Consider the following 22,481-nt stretch of genomic DNA (forward strand, 5'->3'; position numbering starts at 1 on the left):
GGAACAATATTTGAAGACGTTTTAACTAAAAAAATACAGTAACTATGAAAAAATATGTTCTAGCATTACTCTCTATAGGAGTATTAATTGCCTCCTGTTCTAAAAGTGATGAAGATAGGTTTATTGAAACCAAAGGCTTAACTGTAGATTCTGACGAAGTTCTTGTACAAGATTTTATGTGGAAAGCAATGAACTCTTGGTACTTTTGGCAAGAAGATGTGCCTAATTTGGCAGATGATAAATTCCTTGACACAGAAGAAGGCATTCAAGAATATATAGATTTTCTTGCAAGTGAATCTAACCCCGCAGATTTTTTTGATAATAAACTATCTTTTTCTGAAGATCGTTTTAGTTTTTATTCTGAGGATTATACAGAGCTTACACAAGCACTTTCCGGTGTTTCTAAAAGTAACGGATTAGAATTTGGTTTGGTTAAATTTAATGATAGTGATAACATCTTTGGATATGTTAGGTACATAATTCCTAATTCTAATGCTGCCACAAAAGATATTAGTCGTGGAGAATTGTTTACAAAAGTAAATGGCAACACACTTACAACAAGTAATTATATAGACTTACTTTTTGGCGATAATGATAGTTATACTTTAGGCATGGCTTCCATAGAAAATAATCAAGTGACTGATAACGAAAAAGAAGTTTCTTTAACTAAAGAGGAAGGTTTAGCAGAAAATCCTGTTTTTTTATCTAAAACTTTTGATATAAATGGAGAAAAAATTGGCTATTTAGTCTATAACGCTTTTACAAATGAATATGATGAAGACTTAAATAATGTCTTTAAAACTTTTAATGAAGCTAACGTTCAACATTTAGTTTTAGATTTAAGATATAACCCAGGAGGTTCTGTAAATACTGCTCGTTTATTATCTAGTATGATATATAGTACAGATACGGAAGAAGTATTCTTAAAAGCCAGATATAATGGAAAATACCAATCTTTTTTAGAAGGAAGAAATGTTGACTTAAATGACTACTTTGGGGATAAAACAAGTAAAGGTTCTGCTATTAATACTTTAAACTTATCTAAAGTATATATCCTAGCAACCAATAGTACCGCCTCTTCTAGTGAGTTAGTAATGAATGGTCTTGCCCCTTATATAGATGTTGTACACATTGGAGAAAACACAAGAGGAAAAAATGAATTCTCAGTAACTATGGTGGATGATAAAGAGAATGATTACATCTACGATCCAACAAGAATAAACAATATTAATAGGAAGAATAAATGGGCTATACAACCATTAATTGGAAGAAATGAAAATGCAGATGGTTTTTACGACTACACTTCTGGCTTAGTTCCTGATATAGATTTAGAAGAAGACATAGCAAACCTTGGCGTCTTAGGTGATGAGAATGAGCCTTTATTAGCAAGAGCTATCCAAGATATTACAGGAGCATCTGGCAAAAGAGATTTTACAGTTAAAGTTCCTGCTAAAATTATGACAAGCTCTAAAATGTTTACAATATTAAAAGATAATATGTTTTTAGATAAACCTTTAAAATTATCTTCTAACTAAATACAAAACATTTTTTACACAAAAAAGGCGCTACAATTGTAGCGCCTTTCTTGTATTATTCTACTAATACATTTACTCATTAAAATAAACCCCATTTGGATTTAAACCAACTGTAAAAGTTTTATCTATTGCTTTTGTATTTAAATCATAAATAGTTAATGTACCATTACTTGCAAAATCTATGGCATCTGCAGTATATAGTTTTCCATTATAAACATCCATACCATACAAAGATGTTGCAGTATGTGTTAAATAAGAAGATGTAGGTAGAGTATCCTCTGTAGTTTTTAAAGTATACACATCTTTACCTAAGTTATAATATAAATTGTCTCCATCTATATTTAAAAAATTAGGGTGCTCAACACCGTTAAAATTAATTGTAGTTACCACTTCATTAGTACTTGTGTTAATTTCTGATAAAACACCAGCACTTTCATCTTCTGGTACTGGCCATGAAGAACCACCAGATGCTAACACCCATAAATTATCATTAGCATCTAATACTAATGAATTTGGTCTTTTACCAACTTCTAATGTTTTAGTAACATCTTCCGATGCAGCATCAATTACTGAAACAATACTATTTGTGCCAAAAGCTCCCTTGTGAGCTACATATATTGTATTTCCTTTTGCTACAATTGCCTCTGGCCCAAGAGCAACAGGAATTGTGCTTTCTACAGTATTTGTTGCTAAATTAATTACCGCAATAAAATCATCCGTTTCATCTGATGTATCTCCCCAATTAGTAACATACCCTTTACCATTTACGGCTACAAAATATCTTGGATTAGATAAACCTGTATCTATAGTAGCTTCGCTTTCAAAAGTATTTCTATTTATTACTTCTATTTTGTTAGATATATTTGCTACCACATAAGCCATATCATCTTCAAAACCAACGGATTGTATAATATTTCCTAAATCTTTATTATTTACTTTATTATATATTTCCGCTTCATTAGTTTCTAAATCTTCCGATAAAAAAGATATTGTTCCAGAACCATTTTGGAAAGGACCTTCGTTAACCACTAATATTCCATTTTCGTATGCTCCTAACGGTAATAACTCTCCCCCATTATCATCATTTTCACAAGACGCAAAAAAAGCGCCAAACGCCATTGCTAATACTACATGTTTAATTTTCATTTTCTAAAATTTAAAGTTTAATTGTAATTTAAAGTTTCTATTAGGCATTGGTCTAAATGCCATGTTTTGGTAATTAGTATTCAAAATATTATTAACACTTAATGCTATTGCAACATCAGTATTAAAAAAGTTTATTACATCATATTCTAAAGTAACATTGCCAATAAAATAATCGGCTACTTCTTGAGATTCGTCTGTTGTGGTAAAAACCAATCCATTATATAGAGTTTGCAAACCTATTTTATACTTGCCATAATGGTACACTAAACTTCCTGTAGCTTTATGAAATGGCACATACATTAATTGGTTCCCAGATTCTTTGTCTATGGCTTTAGTGTAAGCATAAGTTATAGTACCTACTATAGGGTTTTCTTTAATTTTTTTATGTAGAGTTATACTAGACTCTACTCCATACTGGTAAACACTCTTCACATTTATAGGAGACCAAACACCAGAAACACTACTTGGGCGCCATTGTATTAAATCTTTATTTGTTGTATAGTACGAGTACAGTTCAGCCTTTACGCCTTTTTTATTAAAAATTTGTCCAAACTCAACCTGATGGGAAGTTTCTGGTTTTAAATCTTTATTCCCCCCTGTTTCCCAATACAAATCATTAAAAGTTGGTATTCTAAAATTTTTAGAGGTGTTCAGTGTTACTGCATAATTTTTAGTGAGTTTGTATTTGCCATCTAAAGCATATACAAAAGGACTGCTATAATCTGTAACCCAATCTTTTCTAAGATTTACGCCATAGGAAAAATTATTACTAACAGTATGTGAAAACAAGAAGGTAGTTGCCACTACATTTCTAGTAACCGCAACTATAGAAGTACCCTCGCCTCGTACGTTGTTATAGTCTACCAAACCGTTTAACAACATATTATTTATACTATACTTTAGATCGTAATTAAAAAGTATAGTTTTAGCATTACTTGTTGTAAACCTATCCGAATTTTTATTCGCAAAATACTTATTGCGCTCATATAAATATGCCAATTTTGTGCGCTGTACTTTATTTTTTTTATAGTTAACCCATTCTAATAAGGACTTTGAATTATAGTTTTTGTAGTTGCTATTAGATGGAGCTGTTAAAGTTCCTGAAAAGTCACGATCACCAATAAACGTAGAGTGTTGCAGTTTTAATAAATTAGTTCTAGAAAATAATAGGCCAAAACCTAAATCTATAGCTGTATTATTAAAAGCACCGTTTTCATTTTTCTTATCTGTACCTAGATACTTATAGTCATTTTCTGAAGATATATGTCCTAAACCTACACTAAGAGCTGTTATATCTGTTCCGTATTTAGATTTGTAGTTAAAGTTTTTTGTGTCAAAACTACCATACCCTAAATTTAACACACTAGTCCAAGGCTTTGCAAAATCTAAACTATTTTCTAAATGTATGCTGCCACCAACGGCACCTGTTCCATATTGTGTACTTCCGCCTCCACTTCTTACACTTATCTTATCAAAACTTTGCGGAAGAATGGTATTAAAATCCGTTTGCCCATTTAGCTGGGAATTTACATTTATACCGTTCCAAATAACTGCTGTTTGTGATGCTCCTGTACCTCTAAAAGAAGGGGAAGAAACCATTCCGTAACCATTCTCTTTAAAGTAAACCGAGCTATTAAAAAGCAGTGCATTAGTTAATCCGCCAGGTACTCTTTGTAAAGTAGAATCTGTAATTGTTGTAATTTTAATTCCGTTAGAGAACTCTAATAGCCTACTATCAGAAACTACAACCTCATCTAGCTTTAGAATAGAATCTTGCTGAGAGAAAGACAAATTACTGCCAATTATAAATAAAAAAATTACTACAATACGTTTCATCACACCAAAGACCTTTTACCCGAAAGTCTATTGTTCTTTTAGTTAAAAACCTGGCAGGTCTCCTGACTTACGTATTGTTATTTACCTTCCCGCTAAAATAAAAGCAGTGGCTTAGAAGAAATAACAACCATCTTTAAATAATATAAAGACTAAGTTTACAGTTGCGGGAACAGCTCTGGAATTTAACCAGATTCCCTTTTAATTTTATCCCTTTAAAAAGCAATAAAAACCAAATTCACTGCAAAAGTAAACCATATTAACTAATTTCTACTATTTTCTCTTTTAAGTTTTACATTTAAAAAATGACATTCCTTACCTTGCAAAAAAAATCTAATATGTTAGAACCTATTTTTTTTATAGAATGAATCGCATCTTACTATCCTTAACAATACTTCTTTTTTTATCCTGTAAAAACAAAAAAGAAGAAGTCTCTAATTTAGATAAAGCAGTTAACTCTACTCTTAAGCATGCTAAAGGTTTTACAATAAAAAAAGAAAGTTCTGGTATCACAACTATAGAAATTATAGCCCCTTGGCCAAATGCGACTAAAGGTTTTACCTATGCATTAATACCTGAAAAAAAAATAGCAAACCTTAGCCTTAATAAAGATTCTTATGATGCTATTATAACAACCCCTGTTAAAAAAATAATAGTAACATCTACTACACACATACCTGTTTTAGAGGCCTTAGGTATAGAAACTTCCTTAGTGGGTTTTCCTAACACCGACTATATTTCTTCTATGGCAACAAGAAAAAGAATAGTTAACAAACAGGTAAAAGAATTAGGAAATAATGAATCTTTAAACACCGAAATTGCTCTAGAACTACAACCAGATGTTGTAATTGGTTTTGGTATTAACAACCAAAATAAAGCCTATAAAACTCTAGAAGATGCAAATATTCCTGTTGTTTATAATGGCGATTGGGCAGAACAAACGCCACTTGGAAAAGCAGAATGGATTAAGTTTTTTGCTCCTTTCTTTCATAAGGAAAAAAAGGCTGACAGTATTTTTAATTCCATAGAAAAAGAATACCATAAAGTTAAAGAGCTTGCTGCTAAAGCAAAAACTAAGCATACTGTTTTATCTGGCGCCATGTTTAAAGATGTTTGGTATTTACCAGGTGGTAGAAGCTGGGCTGCGCAATACTTAAAAGATGCTAACACAAATTACTTATGGAAAGATGATAAAGAAACAGGTAGCCTTTCTTTAAGCTGGGAAAATGTATTAAATGTAGCACAAAACGCAGATTATTGGGTTTCTCCCTCACAGTTTATAACCTATAAGCAAATGGAAGAAAGCAGTCCGCACTATGCGCAATTTAAAGCATTTAAAAATAAGAAAATTTACACTTTTGCAAACACCACGGGATCTACAGGTGGTTTATTATTTTACGAACTAGCTCCAAGTAGACCAGATATTGTTCTAAAGGATTTAATTTCTATATTTCATCCAGAAATTTTGCCAAACTACCAACCTTATTTTTACAAACCCTTAGAATAATTTGGAGTCTACCAAAACATATATAAAACCATTTTTAGCATTGTCTTTGCTTTTAATTTTATTCTTTGGAATAAATATTAGCTTAGGTTCTGTTTCTATTCCTTTTTTAGACACTATGAGTTCTGTTTTTGGAGGAAAAATTACAAATACTTCTTGGGATTATATTATTTGGAGCTATAGATTACCTAAGGCTTTTACAGCCATTTTAGTTGGTAGCGGACTTGCACTAAGCGGTTTATTAATGCAAACCTTATTTAGAAATCCATTAGCGGGCCCTTTTGTTTTGGGTATTAGTTCTGGCGCTAGCTTAGGAGTAGCTTTACTAATTATGGGTTCTTCTATTTTTAGCAGTATAGCAGCAATTAATTTAGTGAGTAATGTATCTTTAGCTATTGTATCTAGCATTGGAAGTTTTATTGTATTATTCTGCGTAATAATTGTAGCATCTAGAGTAAAAGATACTATGGCATTATTAATTATAGGACTTATGTTTGGTAGCATTACTTCTGCTATAGTAAGCACATTATCTTATTTTACAAATGCCGAAAAACTTCAGCAATATGTTTACTGGTCTTTTGGTAGTATTGGCAATTTAACTTGGGAACAAGTTACTATTCTATGCGTCTTATGCGTGTTAGGCGTTATTTTAAGTATAATTTCTATAAAAACTCTAAATGCCATGCTTTTAGGAGAAAACTATGCACGTACTTTAGGTATTAACATCAAAAAAATGAGGTATTTAATAATCCTAGCCGCAGGAATATTAGCAGGCAGTATAACTGCTTTTGCTGGCCCTATTGCATTTATAGGCTTAGCTGTTCCGCACCTAACAAGACAAATTTTTAATACCACCAATCACAAAATATTGGTCCCAGCTGTTTTAATTTATGGCTCTATTTTAATGTTAATTTGCGACACTGTTGCTCAACTACCAAGTTCGGCAAACATTTTACCAATTAATGCTATAACCTCTATTATTGGAGCTCCAGTAGTTATTTGGTTATTAGTTCGTAAAAGAAAAATGATATTTTAATCTAATTATAAAAACTATTATAACTCCTAAAAAAAATACCGTCCTATCTACTCAAAACCTTAGTATTGGGTACCAAACCAAAAAGGAACAAACACAAATAGGTGCTCCTATTAGTTTCTCTACTAACTCTGGGGAACTTGTTGCTGTCATAGGAATTAACGGTGCAGGAAAATCTACTTTATTACGTACTCTAGGAGCAATACAAAAAAAAATATCCGGAGAACTTCTTATAAAAGGCAAAAATATAAATACATATACACCGCAGCAATTAGCCTTAGAAATAAGTGTTGTATTAACAGAAAAAGTAGCTTCAAAAAACTTAACAGTACTAGAACTTATTGCTTTAGGAAGACAACCATATACCAATTGGATTGGTAATCTTACACAGAAAGATGTATTAATTATAAACGATGTAATTTCTAAGGTAGATCTATTAGAGTTAAAACATAAAAAATGCTACGAACTTAGCGATGGGCAAATGCAACGTGTTATGATAGCCCGTGCTTTAGCACAAGACACCTCTATAATACTTTTAGATGAACCTACAACACATCTAGACCTATACCATAAAGCAAACATATTAAAGCTATTAAAATCAATCACTTACAACACTAACAAAACAGTTATTTTTACTACTCATGAGATTGAATTAGGTATTCAGTTATGCGATAAAATGTTACTCCTTAACAACGCAAACAATTCTTACGGTACGCCAGACGAGTTAATAGAAGAAAAACATTTTAATAGCCTATTTCCAGAAGATACTGTTACGTTTAATGCCACTACAGGTACTTTTAGAGTTAAAAAGTAACTTTATTAGTTTGCTAAAAATAAATGCAGAACCACTATCTTTACTTGCATATTATAGATTATAAATGAACACATATCTTATTTACATTTTAATTGGCATTATATGCCTTGCTATTGGTTATTTTTTAGGGAATTATATACAATTGCTTAAAACAAAATCTAGCCAAAGTGCTTTAGAAGAAAGAGAAAAACAGTTGCAAAATAATATCTCTTCTATAGAGGCTAATTTGGCTGATGAAATAGAACATAAAAGACATTTACAGCAAGAGAAAGAACAAATGAGTAATCAAATTGTTCGTTATCAGTCTGATATAGAAAATTTACAAGAAAAAAACTCTGAACAAAAAGAGGAAGTGGAGAAGCTCCAAGAAAAGTTTACTAAAGAGTTTGAAAACCTAGCAAATAAAATTTTAGAAGAAAAAAGCCTAAAGTTTACAGAGCAAAATCAAAAAAACATAAAAAATATACTTTCTCCATTACAAGAAAAAATTCAATTATTTGAAAAAAAGGTAGAGGATAGTCAAAAAGAAAACATTAGTATACATTCTGCCTTAAAAGAACAGCTTGTTAATCTACAAAGCCAAAATTTAAAAATTACGCAAGAAGCAGAAAACTTAACTAAAGCTCTTAAAGGCGATAGTAAAATGCAAGGTAATTGGGGAGAACTAGTTTTAGAACGTGTTTTAGAAAAATCTGGATTAGAAAAAGACCGTGAGTATAGTGTACAACAGAGTTTTACTAGAGAAGACGGCTCTAGAGTATTACCAGATGTTATTATAAATTTACCCGATGGCAAAAAAATGGTGGTAGATTCTAAAGTATCTTTAACCGATTACGAGCGTTATATTAATGCGGAAGAAGAGGATAAAGAACGATTCTTAAAAGATCATTTAAATTCGTTAAAAAGGCATGTAGACCAACTTTCGGCTAAAAAGTATGAAGACCTTTATGCTATGGAAAGCCCTGATTTTGTTCTCATGTTTGTACCTATAGAACCAGCTTTTGCTATTGCTGTAAATGCAGACAATGCACTTTATAATAAAGCCTTTGAACAAAATATAGTTATTGTTACTCCCTCTACCCTATTAGCTACATTGCGTACTATAGATAGTATGTGGAACAATGAAAAACAACAACGTAATGCAATTGAGATTGCAAGGCAGGCTGGTGCTTTGTATGATAAATTTGAAGGTTTTACTAATGATTTATTAAAAGTTGGTAAAAAAATTGACGAAGCTAAAGGCGAATACAAAGGAGCCATGAACAAACTTGTAGAAGGCCGTGGAAATATAATTACAAGTATTGAAAAGCTTAAAAAAATGGGTGCTAAAGCTAAAAAGTCTATTCCCGAGCCATTATTAAAACGTGCTCAAGAAGACGATTTTGAAGCGCCAAAACTAAAATAAAATCATTTTAAAAAATACACTAAAAATGAAAAAAATTATAAGCCTAATTGTTATAACTGTGGTAGCTGTATTAGCTGCCTACTATGCTTTTATTTATTACGTTCCTTTTAGCGAGGGAGTACGCTCTGGAGAACTTATTAAAATTAGCCGTAAAGGAGTTATAGCTAAAACATGGGAAGGAGAAATTAGCCAAGGAATATCTGGTGCACAAATATTTTCTTTTTCGGTTTTAGATAAAGACAAAGAAGTAATTTCAAAACTAAAGGAATACCAAGGAAAATATGTAAAGCTACAGTATGTGGAACGTTATGCTACTTTCTTTTGGTTAGGAGATACTAAATATTTTGTTACTGAAGTAGCATCAGAAAAATCTCCCCATTTTGGAAATTAAAATATAAAAAACTACCAACTTTAGTATAACAGCCAAATGAAAAATTATAAAAACTCTAAAGAATCTAGAGTATCTATTACAGAATTAATGCTACCTGCACACTCTAATTTTAGTGGAAAAGTACATGGAGGTCATATTTTAAATTTAATGGATCAAATTGCTTTTGCATGTGCCTCTAAACATTCCCAACATTATTGTGTAACAGCATCTGTAAACAAAGTAGATTTTTTAAATCCCATTGAAGTTGGAGAGCTTGTTACTTTAAAAGCTTCCGTAAATTATACGGGAAGAACCTCTATGGTAGTCGGTGTTCGTGTAGAGTCCGAAAATATTACTACAGGAGTAAAAAAGCATTGTAATTCTTCTTATTTTACAATGGTTGCCAAAGGACCTAATGGCGAAAATGCTCCAATTCCTGGTTTAGTGATTGATACGGAACAAGGTATACGTCGTTTTTCTAGAAGTATTAAACGTAAAGAACAATCTATAAAAAGAACTTCTAATTTTAAAGCTTCTAAATTTAAAATAGAAGAACATATAGAAGAACTAAATAATGAAAATGTAAAAATAGACTTATAGTAGGTTACTTTTTCTTAATTTCTTGCGCTGCTGCTGTATCTAAAAACCAAATTAAATTATTAGATTTTGGAGCAACAAGACTTGCAGGGTATTGCTTATAATCTCCTTTTTTGTTTATAATTATATCTACCTTTTCTTTTTTACCTTCTCCTGTAACTAAAAAAGCAACGGTGTCTGCGTTATTAATAACAGCTCCTGTTAAAGAAATTCTTTTTTGACCAGAATCTGGGTGTATTGCTACCTCACAAATATTCTTTGAATCCCATAAATTAATTTCATGAGGAAAAATAGATGCTGTATGGCCATCATCTCCCATACCAAGAATAACTAAATCAAATTTTGGTAAGTTATTTTCTTGCGGCAATTCTTTTACTAAAACTTCGCTATATCTAATTGCCTCTTTAGAAGGAGCTTCCTCCCCTTTTATTCTATGTATATTCTCTTGTGGTATGTTTATTTTGGAAATAAGGTAATCTACCGTCATTTTATAATTACTCTCAGAATCTGTAGGGGCAACACAACGCTCATCTCCCCAATATAGATGTACTCCGCTCCAATCTATTTTATCCAAAAAATTAGAAGCTAGCTCTTCAAAAACAATTTTTGGAGTACTCCCTCCTGATAAAGCTATATGTACGCTCTTATTTTGTTTTATTAAATTAGAAAGGTATTCTGAGAAGTGTATTGCTACTTCTTGCTTTGTATTATAAATATTTATTTTCATTCTTAAGCTTGTTCAATAATTTTAAAAGGAATTTCTATAATTAACAAATAACGCAATAACCAGGGTCATCCGCTAAATTTTCACTTGGGTTACGCCATGTTCCTATACCCTCTATAAGTTCATCTGCATTTTTTGGCCCCCATGCACCTGCAGAATACCCATGCACTCGAACATCTTTACCATTTTTCCAATAGTCTAAAATAGGGTCTACAAAAGCCCAAGCTGCCTCTACCTCATCTGCTCTGGCATATAAAGTAGCATCTCCTTGCATGGCATCTAACAGTAATCTTTCATAAGCTTCCATAACATGCGTTTCTTGCAAACTAGAATAATAAAAATCTAAATTAGCCCGCTCTACTTTAAATCCTTGCCCTGGAACTTTTACACCAAATTTTATTAAAATACCTTCGTCTGGTTGTATTCTTATTATAAGCTTATTTGCTTTATTAAGCATTCCTGAATCTTGAAAAATTTGATGGTGGGGCGATTTAAAATGAATAACTACTTCGGTAACCTTAGTAGGCATACGTTTAGCAGTACGAACATAAAAAGGAACATCTTTCCACCTCCAATTATCTACAAAAAACTTAATTGCAGCATACGTTTCCGTTTTAGATTCTGGGTTAACATCTTTTTCTTCTCTATATCCTTTTACAACTTCACCGTTAATTTTAGAACTTACATACTGGGCTCTAATGGTATTTTCATTAAGCGTTTTCTCGTCTTTCATTATTCTTAAGGATCGTAACGCTTTTACTTTTTCATTTCTAATTTCTTGCGCATTAGCCGCTATTGGTGGCTCCATTACAATTAAAGAAACTATTTGCAATAAATGGTTTTGAAACATATCTCTTAATGCTCCAGAATTATCATAATATCCTCCACGTAATTCTACACCATTACTTTCGGCATTCGTAATTTCAACATGATGTATATAGTTCCTATTCCAAAGTGGCTCAAAAATACTGTTCGCAAAACGTGTAACTAAAAGATTTTGTACTGTTTCTTTTCCTAAATAGTGATCTATCCTATAAATCTGAGACTCTTTAAAATATTTTTGAATTCCTTTATTTAAGTTTTTAGCAGTTTTTAAATCGTAGCCAAATGGTTTTTCTACAATTAAACGTTTAAAACCTTTTGTTTCATCATTAAGTCCTTGTTCTGTTAGGTTCTTTGATATTGCTTCAAACAAACTAGGTGGTGTAGATAAGTAAAAAATATAATTATTACCTATGCTAAATTTTGTATTTAAATCTTCTATACGCTCTGCTAAGTTGCTATAACTAGTATCATAATTTTCTCCTAAATCTTCGTAAAACAAATTCTTAGAAAAATTTTCTATTAACCCAAAATCTTTAACTGTGGCTTTGTTTTTAAGATACTCACTCTCTAAAACAACTTTTTCCCGAAACGCTTTATCTGATAAATTACTTCTACTAACTCCCAAAACAACAAAATTATCTGGAACATGACCGTCTCTAAAAAGATTAAAAAGTGCTGGCACTAATTTTCTTGCTGTTAAATCTCCTGAGGCTCCAAAAATAATGAGCATCTGGTTTTCTGTCTTGTTCATATAATTTGTTCTAATTATTCCTTTTCAAAAATCCTAAATATATATCTCTAATTATAATTAGGGTTCGCTCTTATATTTCGTTGCGAAAATTAATCATAATTCTGCAATTTAAAATACGTAATGTTAAAATAGATTCTATTATTACCTATTTAAAACAACATTATTTTATTAGTTTCAAAAATGTAAATAATATTAAAACTAATTTTTTTCTATTACTTTTGATTCTACTATTTATTTAGACGATAAATAATAACACAACAAACAAAATATTGTATTTAAGGGCATAGATTAAAATAAAACAAATGGGAAAAGCATACGATTTTGGATTAGTAGGATTAGGGGTTATGGGTCGTAACTTTATATTAAATGTTGCAGACAATGGTTTTTCTGCTTTTGGACACGATTTAGATACCGAAAAAGTAACTGCTTTACAAAAAGAAGGTGGCGATACTAGTAAAGTTAACGCTTCTACAGATGCCGCAACTTTTGTAAATGCTCTTTGCTCTCCAAGAAAAATAATGCTATTAGTACCTGCTGGTAAAATTGTAGATAGTGTTATTGAAGGCCTATTACCGCTTTTAGATAAAGGGGACATAATTATAGATGGTGGAAACTCTTTTTTTACAGATACAGACCGTAGAGATGCTTATTTAGCAGAAAAAGGAATTCACTTTTTTGGCTCTGGAGTTTCTGGAGGTGCTAAAGGTGCTCGTTTAGGACCTAGTATTATGCCTGGTGGTAATAAAGAAGCATACCAACACGTAAAACCTATTTTTGAAGCGGTTTCTGCAAAATATAAAGGAGAACCTTGTGTTGCCTATTTAGGGCCAAAATCTGCTGGAAATTATGTGAAAATGGTACATAATGGTATAGAATACGGCTTAATGCAACTAACTTCCGAAATATATGATATCCTAAAAAAGGGTGGAAATTACACCAATACAGAATTACACCAAACCTATTCTAAATGGAATGCTGGAAGACTTCAATCTTTCTTAGTAGAAATTACTTCCGAAATTTTAAATAAAAAAGATGATTTAGGAGATGGTGATTTGGTGGATAAAATATTAGATAAAGCCAAGCAAAAAGGCACTGGAAAATGGACTAGTCAAAATGCGATGGATTTAGGTATACCGGTACCCTCTATAGACGTTGCAGTAAGTATGCGAGAAATCTCTGCCTTAAAAGAAGAACGTGTTAAGGCCGATGCTTTATATGATAAGCCTACGGTTACTCTAATGGACAAAGAAAAACTAGAAAAAATTACTGAAGAGGCTTTATACTTTTCTTTTATTATAACATATGCACAAGGCTTACACCAATTAGCCGATGCTTCTAAAGAGTATGGTTATGAATTAGACATAGCTATTATAGCCAAAATATGGCGTGCAGGATGTATTATCAGAGCTGGTTTATTAGCCGACATTACAGAAGCTTTTAATATAGATAAAGGGCTACCTAACTTACTACTTTCTCCTTCTTTTATAGAAAAAGTACAAAGTACAGTAGGTTCTGCTAGAGAGTTAGTTTCTTATGCTGCTGTAAATGGTATTCCTTTACCGGGGCTATCTAATTCTTTAACTTATTTTGATGCGTATACATCTAACCGTTTGCCTTTAAATTTAATACAAGCGCAAAGAGACCATTTTGGTTCTCATACCTATGAACGAACTGATAAAGAAGGTATTTTTCATACAGAGTGGTAATTAAAGGTATTTTTATACATAATGCCAAAAACAACATATCATATTTATGTAATTGAACTTTCTAAAAAAGTGTTTACAGAAAATAGAAAATTTAGAGAAGCTAATCCGCAATTTAATGGCGTTTTAGAGTGCTTATATGTTGGCATGACAAGTAAGACTCCTAAAGAGCGTTTTGAACAACATAAAACTGGTTACAGAAATAAAAAAGGATATAAAATATCGGCTACTATTGTAGAAAAATATGGCATGTATTTAAGAGGTAGTTTATACCAGCATATAACCCCTCTAAAAACTAGAGAAGCGGCACTAAAAATGGAAGAAACTTTAGCACTAGAATTACGCAGAAAACGTTATGTCGTGTGGTATAACTAAAACTGGTTTTCTTAAATACTTTTAAACATTTTCTTTTGCTTCTTTATTTAAACTTCTAACATATTGCCTTGGCACAACTCCAAACTGTTTCTTAAAACATTTAGAAAAATAAGACGCTGTATTAAATCCAGTCATATACATAATTTCTTTTACAGAAAGTCCGCTTGTATCTAATAATTGTATTGCTCTTTTTAAACGTATATTCCTAATAAACTCACTAGAAGATAAACCCGTAATTTCTTTAAATTTAAGATACAGATTACTTCTACTCATACCCATTTCTTTGACCAACATTTCTACGCTAAAATCGGTATTCATCATATGTTTTTCTACAACTTCAACAGCTTGTTTTAAGAATTTTTCATCTACAGATGTTACGGTTACTTCTGTTGGTTTAAAATTTATAGTTTTATTAAACTTATTTCGTAAACCTTCTCTAGAGCTAAGAATATTTGCTAATTTTAATTTAAGCAACTGCATAGAAAATGGTTTAGAAATATAATCATCGGCTCCAATAGTTAGTCCTTTTAATTGGCTATCTTCAGAAGATTTTGCTGTAAGCATTAAAACCGGAATATGACTTGTAGTTTTATTAGATTTTAAAGATTCGCACATTTGTATACCATCCATTTTAGGCATAACCACATCTGTTAATATAATATTTGGCACATGTTTTTTTGCAAGTTGCAACCCTTTTTCTCCATTTTCTGCTTCATGAATTACATATAAATCTCCTAATGCTTGTTTAATAAATGTTCTTATGTCTTTATTATCATCTACCACAAGAAGAATAGGAAATTTAGACCTAGATTTAGATAAGGGACTATCTTCTATTTCATCATTAATACCAATTGCAAATAATTCTGTTTCAGAAGATCTGGCTAAAAAATCACTATCTACTTCTTCTTTGCAACTTATTTCTGGAATATTCTCATAGGCATCTCTTTGCAACGGTAAATACACTATAAAATTAGTTCCTTTGGTTTCTCTCGTATCAATATCTATAGTACCTCTATGTAGTTCTATTAAACTTTTTGTAAAAGACAACCCAATACCCACTCCTTCAGAATTCTTATGTTTTTCCCCTTTTTCAGTATAAAAACGTTCAAAAATTGTATTCTTTTTACTGTTTTCAATTCCTTCCCCAGAATCTTTTACTTCTATCCTTAAATGTGGAATTTCTTCCTTTTTGGTTAAAGCGTAATTATAAGACATTTTTTGTACTGTAGCTATTTTTACTTCAATATCCCCTTCATTAGGTGTAAATTTAAAAGCATTAGATAATAAGTTGTACATTATTTTCTCTAAAGCTTCATGATCAAACCAAGATTTTAATTCTTTGTCTTTAGATATTATAGAAAAGTTTATATTCTTTTTTCTTGCTAAAAATTGAAAAGGTTCTCCAATTTCTTGTACAAAGGACAATACATTGCTATGACGCATAACAAGCCTCATTTTTCCTTGATTTATTTTTCTAAAATCTAATAATTGATTTACCAACCTTAATAAGTAAGAGGTATTCTTTGACATTAAATCATACTGCTCATCTAAAGTTTTTTCACTTAACTTTTTCCCATTTTCTTTTAAATATTCTAAAGGCCCTTTTATTAAAGTTAGTGGCGTTCTAAATTCATGAGAAACATTGGTAAAAAACTCTAGTTTAATACGTTGCAGTTCTTCTGATTTTTCTTTTTCTATTACATCTAATTCTAATTGATGTTTTTTAGTTGTACTAATAATAGTATACCTCCATAAAGACATTAAAAAACCTATTAATAATACCCCATAAATAATATAAGCTATAGTAGTTCTATAAAAAGGAGGTGCAATTTCAATATAAATATTTGCAGGTGTAGAGTCCCAAACCGCATCATTATTAGAAGATTTAACCATAAATGTATACTTTCCTGGTTCTAAGTTTGTATATGTTGCAAATCTTTTTTCTGCAGTTGTATTAACCCACTCTTTATCAAATCCTTCTAATTTATAGGCAAATTTATTTTTTAATGGTGCTGCGTAGTGTAAAGCAGCAAATTCAAAAGAAAAACTGTTTTCACTATAGTTTAAATTTAAAGAATCTGTAGTATTAATAGATTTTTCTAGTATTACATGATTATTTATTTTAACCCCTTGTTTTATGGATTTATTAGAAATTAAAAAATCTGTAATCATGGTCTGAGCTTCAAATGAGTTTTCTTTAATTTCATTTGGATAAAAAGCACTAAAACCATTAATACCTCCAAATAACATTTCTCCATCACTTCTTTTTAAACAAGCTAATTCTTGAAATTCATTACTTTGCAAACCATCATTAATATCATAATTTTTAAAGGTAATATCTGCTGGATTAAAATTAGAAAGCCCTTGGTTGGTAGAGAGCCAAAGACTACCATCTTCCGCCTCTAATATTCCTTTTATTACGTTGTTTGGTAGCCCATCTTTTTCTGTATAGGATATAAATTTTGCTTTACCCCCATCTTTTGCTGGTATATATTTGTTTAACCCACCTCCAAATGTACCTATCCAAAACTCTCCTTTTTTACTCTCATATAAACTTAATATATAATTAAGACTTAAAGAGTTAGGATTACCTTCTTCATTTCTAAATATATCAAAATGGGGTTTATTTTTTTTAAGTTCTTCTTTCTTTAAACGAGATAAGCCATCTCCTGTGGCAAACCAAACATCACCTTTAGAATCTTGATAAACATTACGAACAATTTGGTTAGATAAACCTTCATCTACACTAAAATAATCTATTAAAAATTCTTTTTTATTAAAATCAGGCTTCCATCTTATTATTCCTTTACTATAAGTACCTATCCAAATATTTTTAAGATTATCCTGCATTACAGAAAACACACTTCCTCTTGTATTTGAAAAAGGAACCATACTGTTCGCTGTATTTTTTTTATTCTTAGAGAGTTCTATTTTATGAAGACCTGGAATACTTTCTCCCCCTACTAACAGCATTTTTTTTCCAAAAAAATCTGCTTCGGTTATCGCAAATATTTTAGAAACTTTATTTAGGTTTTTAAAATTAGAATATTTTAAACCATCTGCTTTAGGCTGTAACATGTTTAAACCACCCCCCTCAGTACCAACCCATAAAGTGTTATTACTATCCTCATAAATAGATCTTATTTTATCATAACTAAGGCTATTAGGATTCAATGTTTTTTTATAATGTTTAAAATACTTTCTATTGGGGTCAAATTTATTAATACCCCCACCATTAGTTCCTAACCATATAATACCAGTCTTATCTTTATAAAGAGATTTAATTATGTTTTTACTAAGCCCTAAAGATTGGTTACTTGGGTTGTATTTAAAATTATTTACCAACTTAATTTTCTCCAGTTGTTTTGAATTATCAAAAACATATAAACCAGAATTATTACCTACATATATGTGGTTTTTATGTGCTAATATGGAAGAATATCGCCCATTTTGCACTTTTTTAAATATAGAGTTATCTTCTTCATCAGACTCTTCTACATAAATGCCTTTATTAGTAGCTAAAAAAAGCCTTCCTTTATAATCTGTTGTGATTTCTTGTACCGTAAACCAATAGTTTGTAAATAAATTCTTTCTAATAAAATATAGAAGCCCATTTTCATCAATAGAAAGTTTATGTAGCCCTCTAATACTTCCAATCCATATTTCTCCTTTATCATCTTCATAAATACAGGAAACACTATTATTAAAACTCTTCTTATTTTTTCCAGAGCTTAAATGAAATTTTTTAAATTTTATACTATCCAAAGGTTTATTTAAATCTGCCATATTTAGACCCTCAGTAGTACCTACCCATAATCTATTTTTACTATCTAAAAAAACATTTAAAATATAATTTCCGCTTAAAGAATTAGGGTTATTTTCATCATGTTTAAAAACTCTAAAAGTTTCTTTACTTCTATCAAAAAAATTTAATCCTCCACCTGTTGTTCCCACCCAAAGGTTTCCTTTTTCATCTCCTGTTATTGCAAAAACAAGGTTACTAGATATTTGCCCCTTTTTACCAGATACTGGCTTATAAACTTTAAAATTATAGCCATCGTATTTATTAAGTCCATCATGAGTAGCAAACCACATAAATCCAAGTTTATCTTGGTAAATATTATTTATATCACTTTGAGACAAGCCATCATCAACCGTAATATGCTCAAAATAAGTAGATTCCTGGGCGCATAATAGATTAATAAAAAACAACCCTATTATTACCGTTTTTATAAAACAATCTACAAGTATAACTCCTCTTCTCATTTAGTTAGCCTATATTTTATCTTTTATAAATTTTAATTTAAAAATGCGAAAAAAACGTCCAATATACTTGTGCTTATGGCTCAAGTTTTAAAACATATGATTAATAAGCATAAAACCTAAAGGCATCTAAAAAATGGTTTTACAAGATGTTTTTTATCAAAGACCAAGAAATTCTTAAAACACTTTTAATCAATTATATTTCCTACAATATAAAGATAAATAGAGCCCCAATTATTAACAAAAAATTACAAAACCATATTAAAATTTATTAAACCTCAAAATTTTAACTCTTTTTAACATTTTCATCATATGTTCTAATATATAGGTCATATGAAAATTACTTTAGTATATAATTAACAAATATTTGTAACTCTAACTTAAAAAGAATTAATATGAAATTTTGTTTAAAAGAAAATGTACACCTAAAACCCAAGCCTTGGCTACTTGTTTTAGCGTGTATCTTTGGTTTTGCAACACTACATGCGCAAACACAAACTATTAGTGGTACTGTAAGCGATAATGGAGGCCCACTCCCTGGCGTAAGTATTGTAGTAAAAGGAACCTCTACTGGAGCTGTTTCTGATTTTGATGGGAATTATACCATTAATGCTAATGGAACTGCAACCCTTATTTATAGTTACATTGGTTATTCCTCCAAAGAAATTAAAATTAACAACCAAACCAACATTAATGTGGTACTACAGGAAGATGTATCGCAATTAGATGAAGTTGTAGTAGTAGGTTACGGAACTCAAAAGAAAAAAGAAGTTACTGGAGCTGTTGTTTCTGTAAAAAATGAAGAGTTAGCAAAAACAACTACTGCAGATATTGGTACTGCTCTTCAAGGACAAATAGCTGGTGTAAATGTTACATCTGGTTCTGGTGCTCCGGGTGAACAGGCTAATATCTTAATTCGCGGTTTTAGCTCTTTAATAGAAGGACAAAACAGTCCTTTATATGTTGTAGATGGTATTCCTTTTGATTCTGACCCACAATTAAGTATTAGTGAAATTGAATCTATTGATGTTCTTAAAGATGCCGCATCTGCATCTATTTATGGTACTCGTGGTGCTGGTGGTGTTATTCTTATTACCACGAAACAAGGTAAAGTTGGTGAAATGAATATTCGTTTAAATTCTGAATATGGAATTCAAGACATTACATCTAATTTTAATGCAATGTCGCCAGAAGAATACACTTATATTCATTTATTAAGAGGTGCATTAAATACAAACAAACCACAAGGTGGTGTTGATGGAGATATTCACAGGAATTCTAGTTATTTTACAAACAATACTAATATTGGAGATGTCTTATTAAACAACAACGCTCCAATACAAAACCATTCGGTTAATGTTTCTGGTGGTAAAGATGGTTTAACCTATAATTTTAATGCAAACTTTTTTCAACAAGAGGGTAGTTTTTATAGTTCAGATTATAAAAGATTTAATGTACGTTCTAACACAGAGTTTACAAAAGGAAAATGGAAAATTACTACTGGTATAACAGCCAAAAGAGATGAAAGGTTAGTTCCTTTTTCTGGGATGATAAATAGAATTTATCAATATCGTCCATTTCAACCAGAAATTAATTTAGATGACGATGTAGCTTCTAACATATCTGAAGTTAGCTTAGATGACCCTAACAATGACTGGAAACTTAACGAAGCAAGAAGACTTGCAAACGCAGCTAGATTACTAAAAACAGATGATCAAAGAAATGGTAATAGCTATACTGGAAACGTGCAGTTTAATTACCAAGCAATAAAAAACCTAACCGTAACTGCAAGATTTGCCGCAACATACTCGGATCAAAAATGGGTTAGAAAAATTCCAAGGTTTGATATTTTTAATACCGAAGGAGAATTAATATCTAATCCAGATAATATTACATCTAATACAACAACGAATATAACATCTTCTAAAATTACTTCAGAACAGTTTCTTAACTATAAGAATCAGTTTGGTAAACACAACTTAACCGTTTTAGTTGGTACTTCTTTTGAAAAATCTACAAATGAGCGTGCTCAATTTGAAGTAAGAAACAATTTGCACCCAGCTATAACGGTTGCAGATAACTATGAATTAGTTTGGGATGTAGAGTCTGGTGGCTTTGATTTTGAAAGAACACTAATGGGAAATATTGGAAGAATACAATATAACTATGATGGTAAATACCTTTTTAGTGCCAGTGGAAGATATGATGGATCTTCTCAATTTAGTAAAGAAAACAGATGGGGATTCTTTCCTTCTGTTTCTGTAGGTTGGAACATATCAGACGAACCTTTCTGGGAACCTTTAAAAGAAGTGGTTAACACTTTTAGAATGAGAGCTGGTTATGGTACTACTGGTAATGACAGGTTTGCTGCTTATAGCAACCAAACAGTAGTAGAAACTGCTAGAGACTATGTTTTTGGAAGCAATAACCCTTCTGGAGACATTAATAACCCATCTTCAGAACAAGTGAATCTTGGTACTACACAATTAGAATTTGGTAACCCTAACTTAAAATGGGAAACCAGTATAGAACAAAACCTAGGTTGGGATTTAGCTTTCTTTAAAAATAAATTTACACTTAGTATGGATGTGTATACCAATGAAAAGCAAGATTTACTTTACCAAGTAGTTAACCCTCCTTCTACGGGTGTATCTGGTGAATACAGAAATACCATTTTTAATATTGGTAATATGGAAAATACTGGTATTGAGTATGCTTTTAAATACAACAACAGAAGTAAAAAAGGATTAAATTGGAATATTTCTGGTACCTATACTAAAAATACAAATAGAGTAACGCAAACAAGTGTTAACAATCCTATTATTTACCTAGATAGAGGGTTTATTTCTGATGGAGGAACTAGAGAAATTGTAACAGTAATTACTGAAGGATATGAAGCTGCCTCTTTTTTCCTAAGAGAAACGGCTGGAATAATAAAAACACAAGAACAGTTAGAGGAATACCAACAAATAGATCCTAGTGCAAAATTAGGAGAGTTAATGTACGTAGACCAATTAACAGAAGACACGGATAATGACGGAATTGCGGATGCAGGAAATGGTGCTATAGATGATAATGATAAGGTATATGCAGGTAGTGGAACACCAGATTTTGAAGCTGGTTTAAACTTTTCTGCAGATTATAAAGGCATTGATTTTAGTATGCAATGGTATGGTTCTTTTGGAGCGGAAATATTAAACGGTAGTAAAGCCTATGCATACCAAGTTGGTACTCATAAAGACTTATACTACTCATGGACGCAAAACAATCCTAATTCTAATATACCATGGTATGATGGAAATAATACTAAATCTTATCGCGGTGGGTCAGATTACTTTTTAGAGAATGGAGATTTTATAAGATTACGTAATATTTCTTTAGGATACTCTTTACCTCAAAAATGGATAGACAATATTGGTGTTAAGAAATTTAGAATCTATGTACAAGCACAAAACCCTTTAACAATTACAGACTATTCTGGTTTTGATCCAGAAGCTGGGGGTAACGGACTAAGCACACGAGGTATTGACCAAGGAAAATATCCAATTTCTTCTCAGTACAAAGCGGGACTTCAAATTCAATTTTAATATAAAACAGATTGAA

General features: G+C 31.1%; 15 protein-coding genes and 1 riboswitch. Of the genes, 10 read left to right on the plus strand and 5 right to left on the minus strand.

Annotated features, from left to right (window positions below; genetic code table 11):
• Positions 1–44: 44 nt before the first annotated feature.
• A complete protein-coding gene (locus tag Q0820_RS07535; protein ID WP_298486597.1) occupies positions 45–1,535 on the plus strand; it encodes a S41 family peptidase in 1,491 nt (496 codons plus the stop codon).
• Between the two features lie 72 nt (positions 1,536–1,607).
• Here the strand turns inward: Q0820_RS07535 and Q0820_RS07540 are convergent, their stop codons facing one another.
• Together Q0820_RS07540 and Q0820_RS07545 are read right to left on the minus strand one after the other, a co-directional pair.
• Complete coding sequence (locus Q0820_RS07540) at positions 1,608–2,681, minus strand: DUF5074 domain-containing protein (RefSeq protein ID WP_298486599.1); 1,074 nt, start codon at positions 2,679–2,681, stop codon at positions 1,608–1,610.
• Between the two features lie 3 nt (positions 2,682–2,684).
• Entirely contained in the window at positions 2,685–4,517 is a 1,833-nt protein-coding gene (locus tag Q0820_RS07545) for a TonB-dependent siderophore receptor (protein ID WP_298486601.1), read from the minus strand.
• A 34-nt stretch (positions 4,518–4,551) separates the two neighbouring features.
• Positions 4,552–4,766, minus strand: a riboswitch (cobalamin riboswitch).
• Between the two features lie 112 nt (positions 4,767–4,878).
• On the opposite strand from Q0820_RS07545, the gene Q0820_RS07550 reads away from it, so the two are divergent.
• The 6 genes from Q0820_RS07550 to Q0820_RS07575 all read left to right on the plus strand — a co-directional run bounded on the left by Q0820_RS07550 (position 4,879) and on the right by Q0820_RS07575 (position 10,240).
• The gene (locus Q0820_RS07550) at positions 4,879–6,021 is read left to right on the plus strand and encodes an ABC transporter substrate-binding protein (RefSeq protein ID WP_298486603.1); all 1,143 of its coding nucleotides are present in this window, start codon (positions 4,879–4,881) and stop codon (positions 6,019–6,021) included.
• A gap of 1 nt (position 6,022) precedes the next feature.
• Complete coding sequence (locus tag Q0820_RS07555; protein ID WP_298486605.1) at positions 6,023–7,054, plus strand: iron ABC transporter permease; 1,032 nt, start codon at positions 6,023–6,025, stop codon at positions 7,052–7,054.
• A gap of 154 nt (positions 7,055–7,208) precedes the next feature.
• On the plus strand, positions 7,209–7,865 hold the full coding sequence (locus Q0820_RS07560; protein ID WP_366941652.1) for an ABC transporter ATP-binding protein: 657 nt from the start codon (positions 7,209–7,211) through the stop codon (positions 7,863–7,865).
• Positions 7,866–7,929: 64 nt separating this feature from the next.
• Positions 7,930–9,270 carry a DNA recombination protein RmuC gene (gene rmuC, locus Q0820_RS07565; protein ID WP_298486606.1) on the plus strand — a complete coding sequence of 447 codons (1,341 nt, stop codon included), beginning with the start codon at positions 7,930–7,932 and terminating at the stop codon, positions 9,268–9,270.
• Between the two features lie 25 nt (positions 9,271–9,295).
• Positions 9,296–9,661, plus strand: coding sequence for a 6-phosphogluconate dehydrogenase (locus tag Q0820_RS07570; protein ID WP_298486608.1), 366 nt, complete (start codon positions 9,296–9,298; stop codon positions 9,659–9,661).
• Between the two features lie 36 nt (positions 9,662–9,697).
• Positions 9,698–10,240, plus strand: coding sequence for an acyl-CoA thioesterase (locus tag Q0820_RS07575; protein WP_298486611.1), 543 nt, complete (start codon positions 9,698–9,700; stop codon positions 10,238–10,240).
• 4 nt (positions 10,241–10,244) lie between these two features.
• On the opposite strand, the gene pgl is transcribed toward Q0820_RS07575, so the two are convergent.
• On the minus strand, positions 10,245–10,964 hold the full coding sequence (pgl, locus tag Q0820_RS07580; protein ID WP_298486613.1) for a 6-phosphogluconolactonase: 720 nt from the start codon (positions 10,962–10,964) through the stop codon (positions 10,245–10,247).
• 40 nt (positions 10,965–11,004) lie between these two features.
• Positions 11,005–12,537, minus strand: coding sequence for a glucose-6-phosphate dehydrogenase (gene zwf / locus Q0820_RS07585; protein WP_298486615.1), 1,533 nt, complete (start codon positions 12,535–12,537; stop codon positions 11,005–11,007).
• Positions 12,538–12,839: 302 nt separating this feature from the next.
• On the opposite strand from zwf, the gene gndA reads away from it, so the two are divergent.
• Both gndA and Q0820_RS07595 read left to right on the plus strand, forming a co-directional pair.
• Positions 12,840–14,243: an NADP-dependent phosphogluconate dehydrogenase gene (gene gndA, locus Q0820_RS07590; protein ID WP_298486617.1), complete on the plus strand. Its 1,404-nt coding sequence runs from the start codon at positions 12,840–12,842 to the stop codon at positions 14,241–14,243.
• Between the two features lie 21 nt (positions 14,244–14,264).
• Complete coding sequence (locus tag Q0820_RS07595) at positions 14,265–14,615, plus strand: ribose-5-phosphate isomerase (protein WP_298486619.1); 351 nt, start codon at positions 14,265–14,267, stop codon at positions 14,613–14,615.
• A gap of 21 nt (positions 14,616–14,636) precedes the next feature.
• On the opposite strand, the gene Q0820_RS07600 is transcribed toward Q0820_RS07595, so the two are convergent.
• A complete protein-coding gene (locus Q0820_RS07600; protein ID WP_298486620.1) occupies positions 14,637–18,881 on the minus strand; it encodes a hybrid sensor histidine kinase/response regulator transcription factor in 4,245 nt (1,414 codons plus the stop codon).
• Positions 18,882–19,273: 392 nt separating this feature from the next.
• Between Q0820_RS07600 and Q0820_RS07605 the strand changes: the two genes are divergently transcribed.
• Positions 19,274–22,465 (plus strand): TonB-dependent receptor, encoded by a 3,192-nt coding sequence (locus Q0820_RS07605; protein ID WP_298486622.1) that lies wholly within the window; start codon positions 19,274–19,276, stop codon positions 22,463–22,465.
• The last annotated feature ends 16 nt before the right edge of the window (positions 22,466–22,481 follow it).

Source organism: uncultured Maribacter sp., assembly GCF_947495965.1.
Taxonomy (GTDB): domain Bacteria; phylum Bacteroidota; class Bacteroidia; order Flavobacteriales; family Flavobacteriaceae; genus Maribacter_B.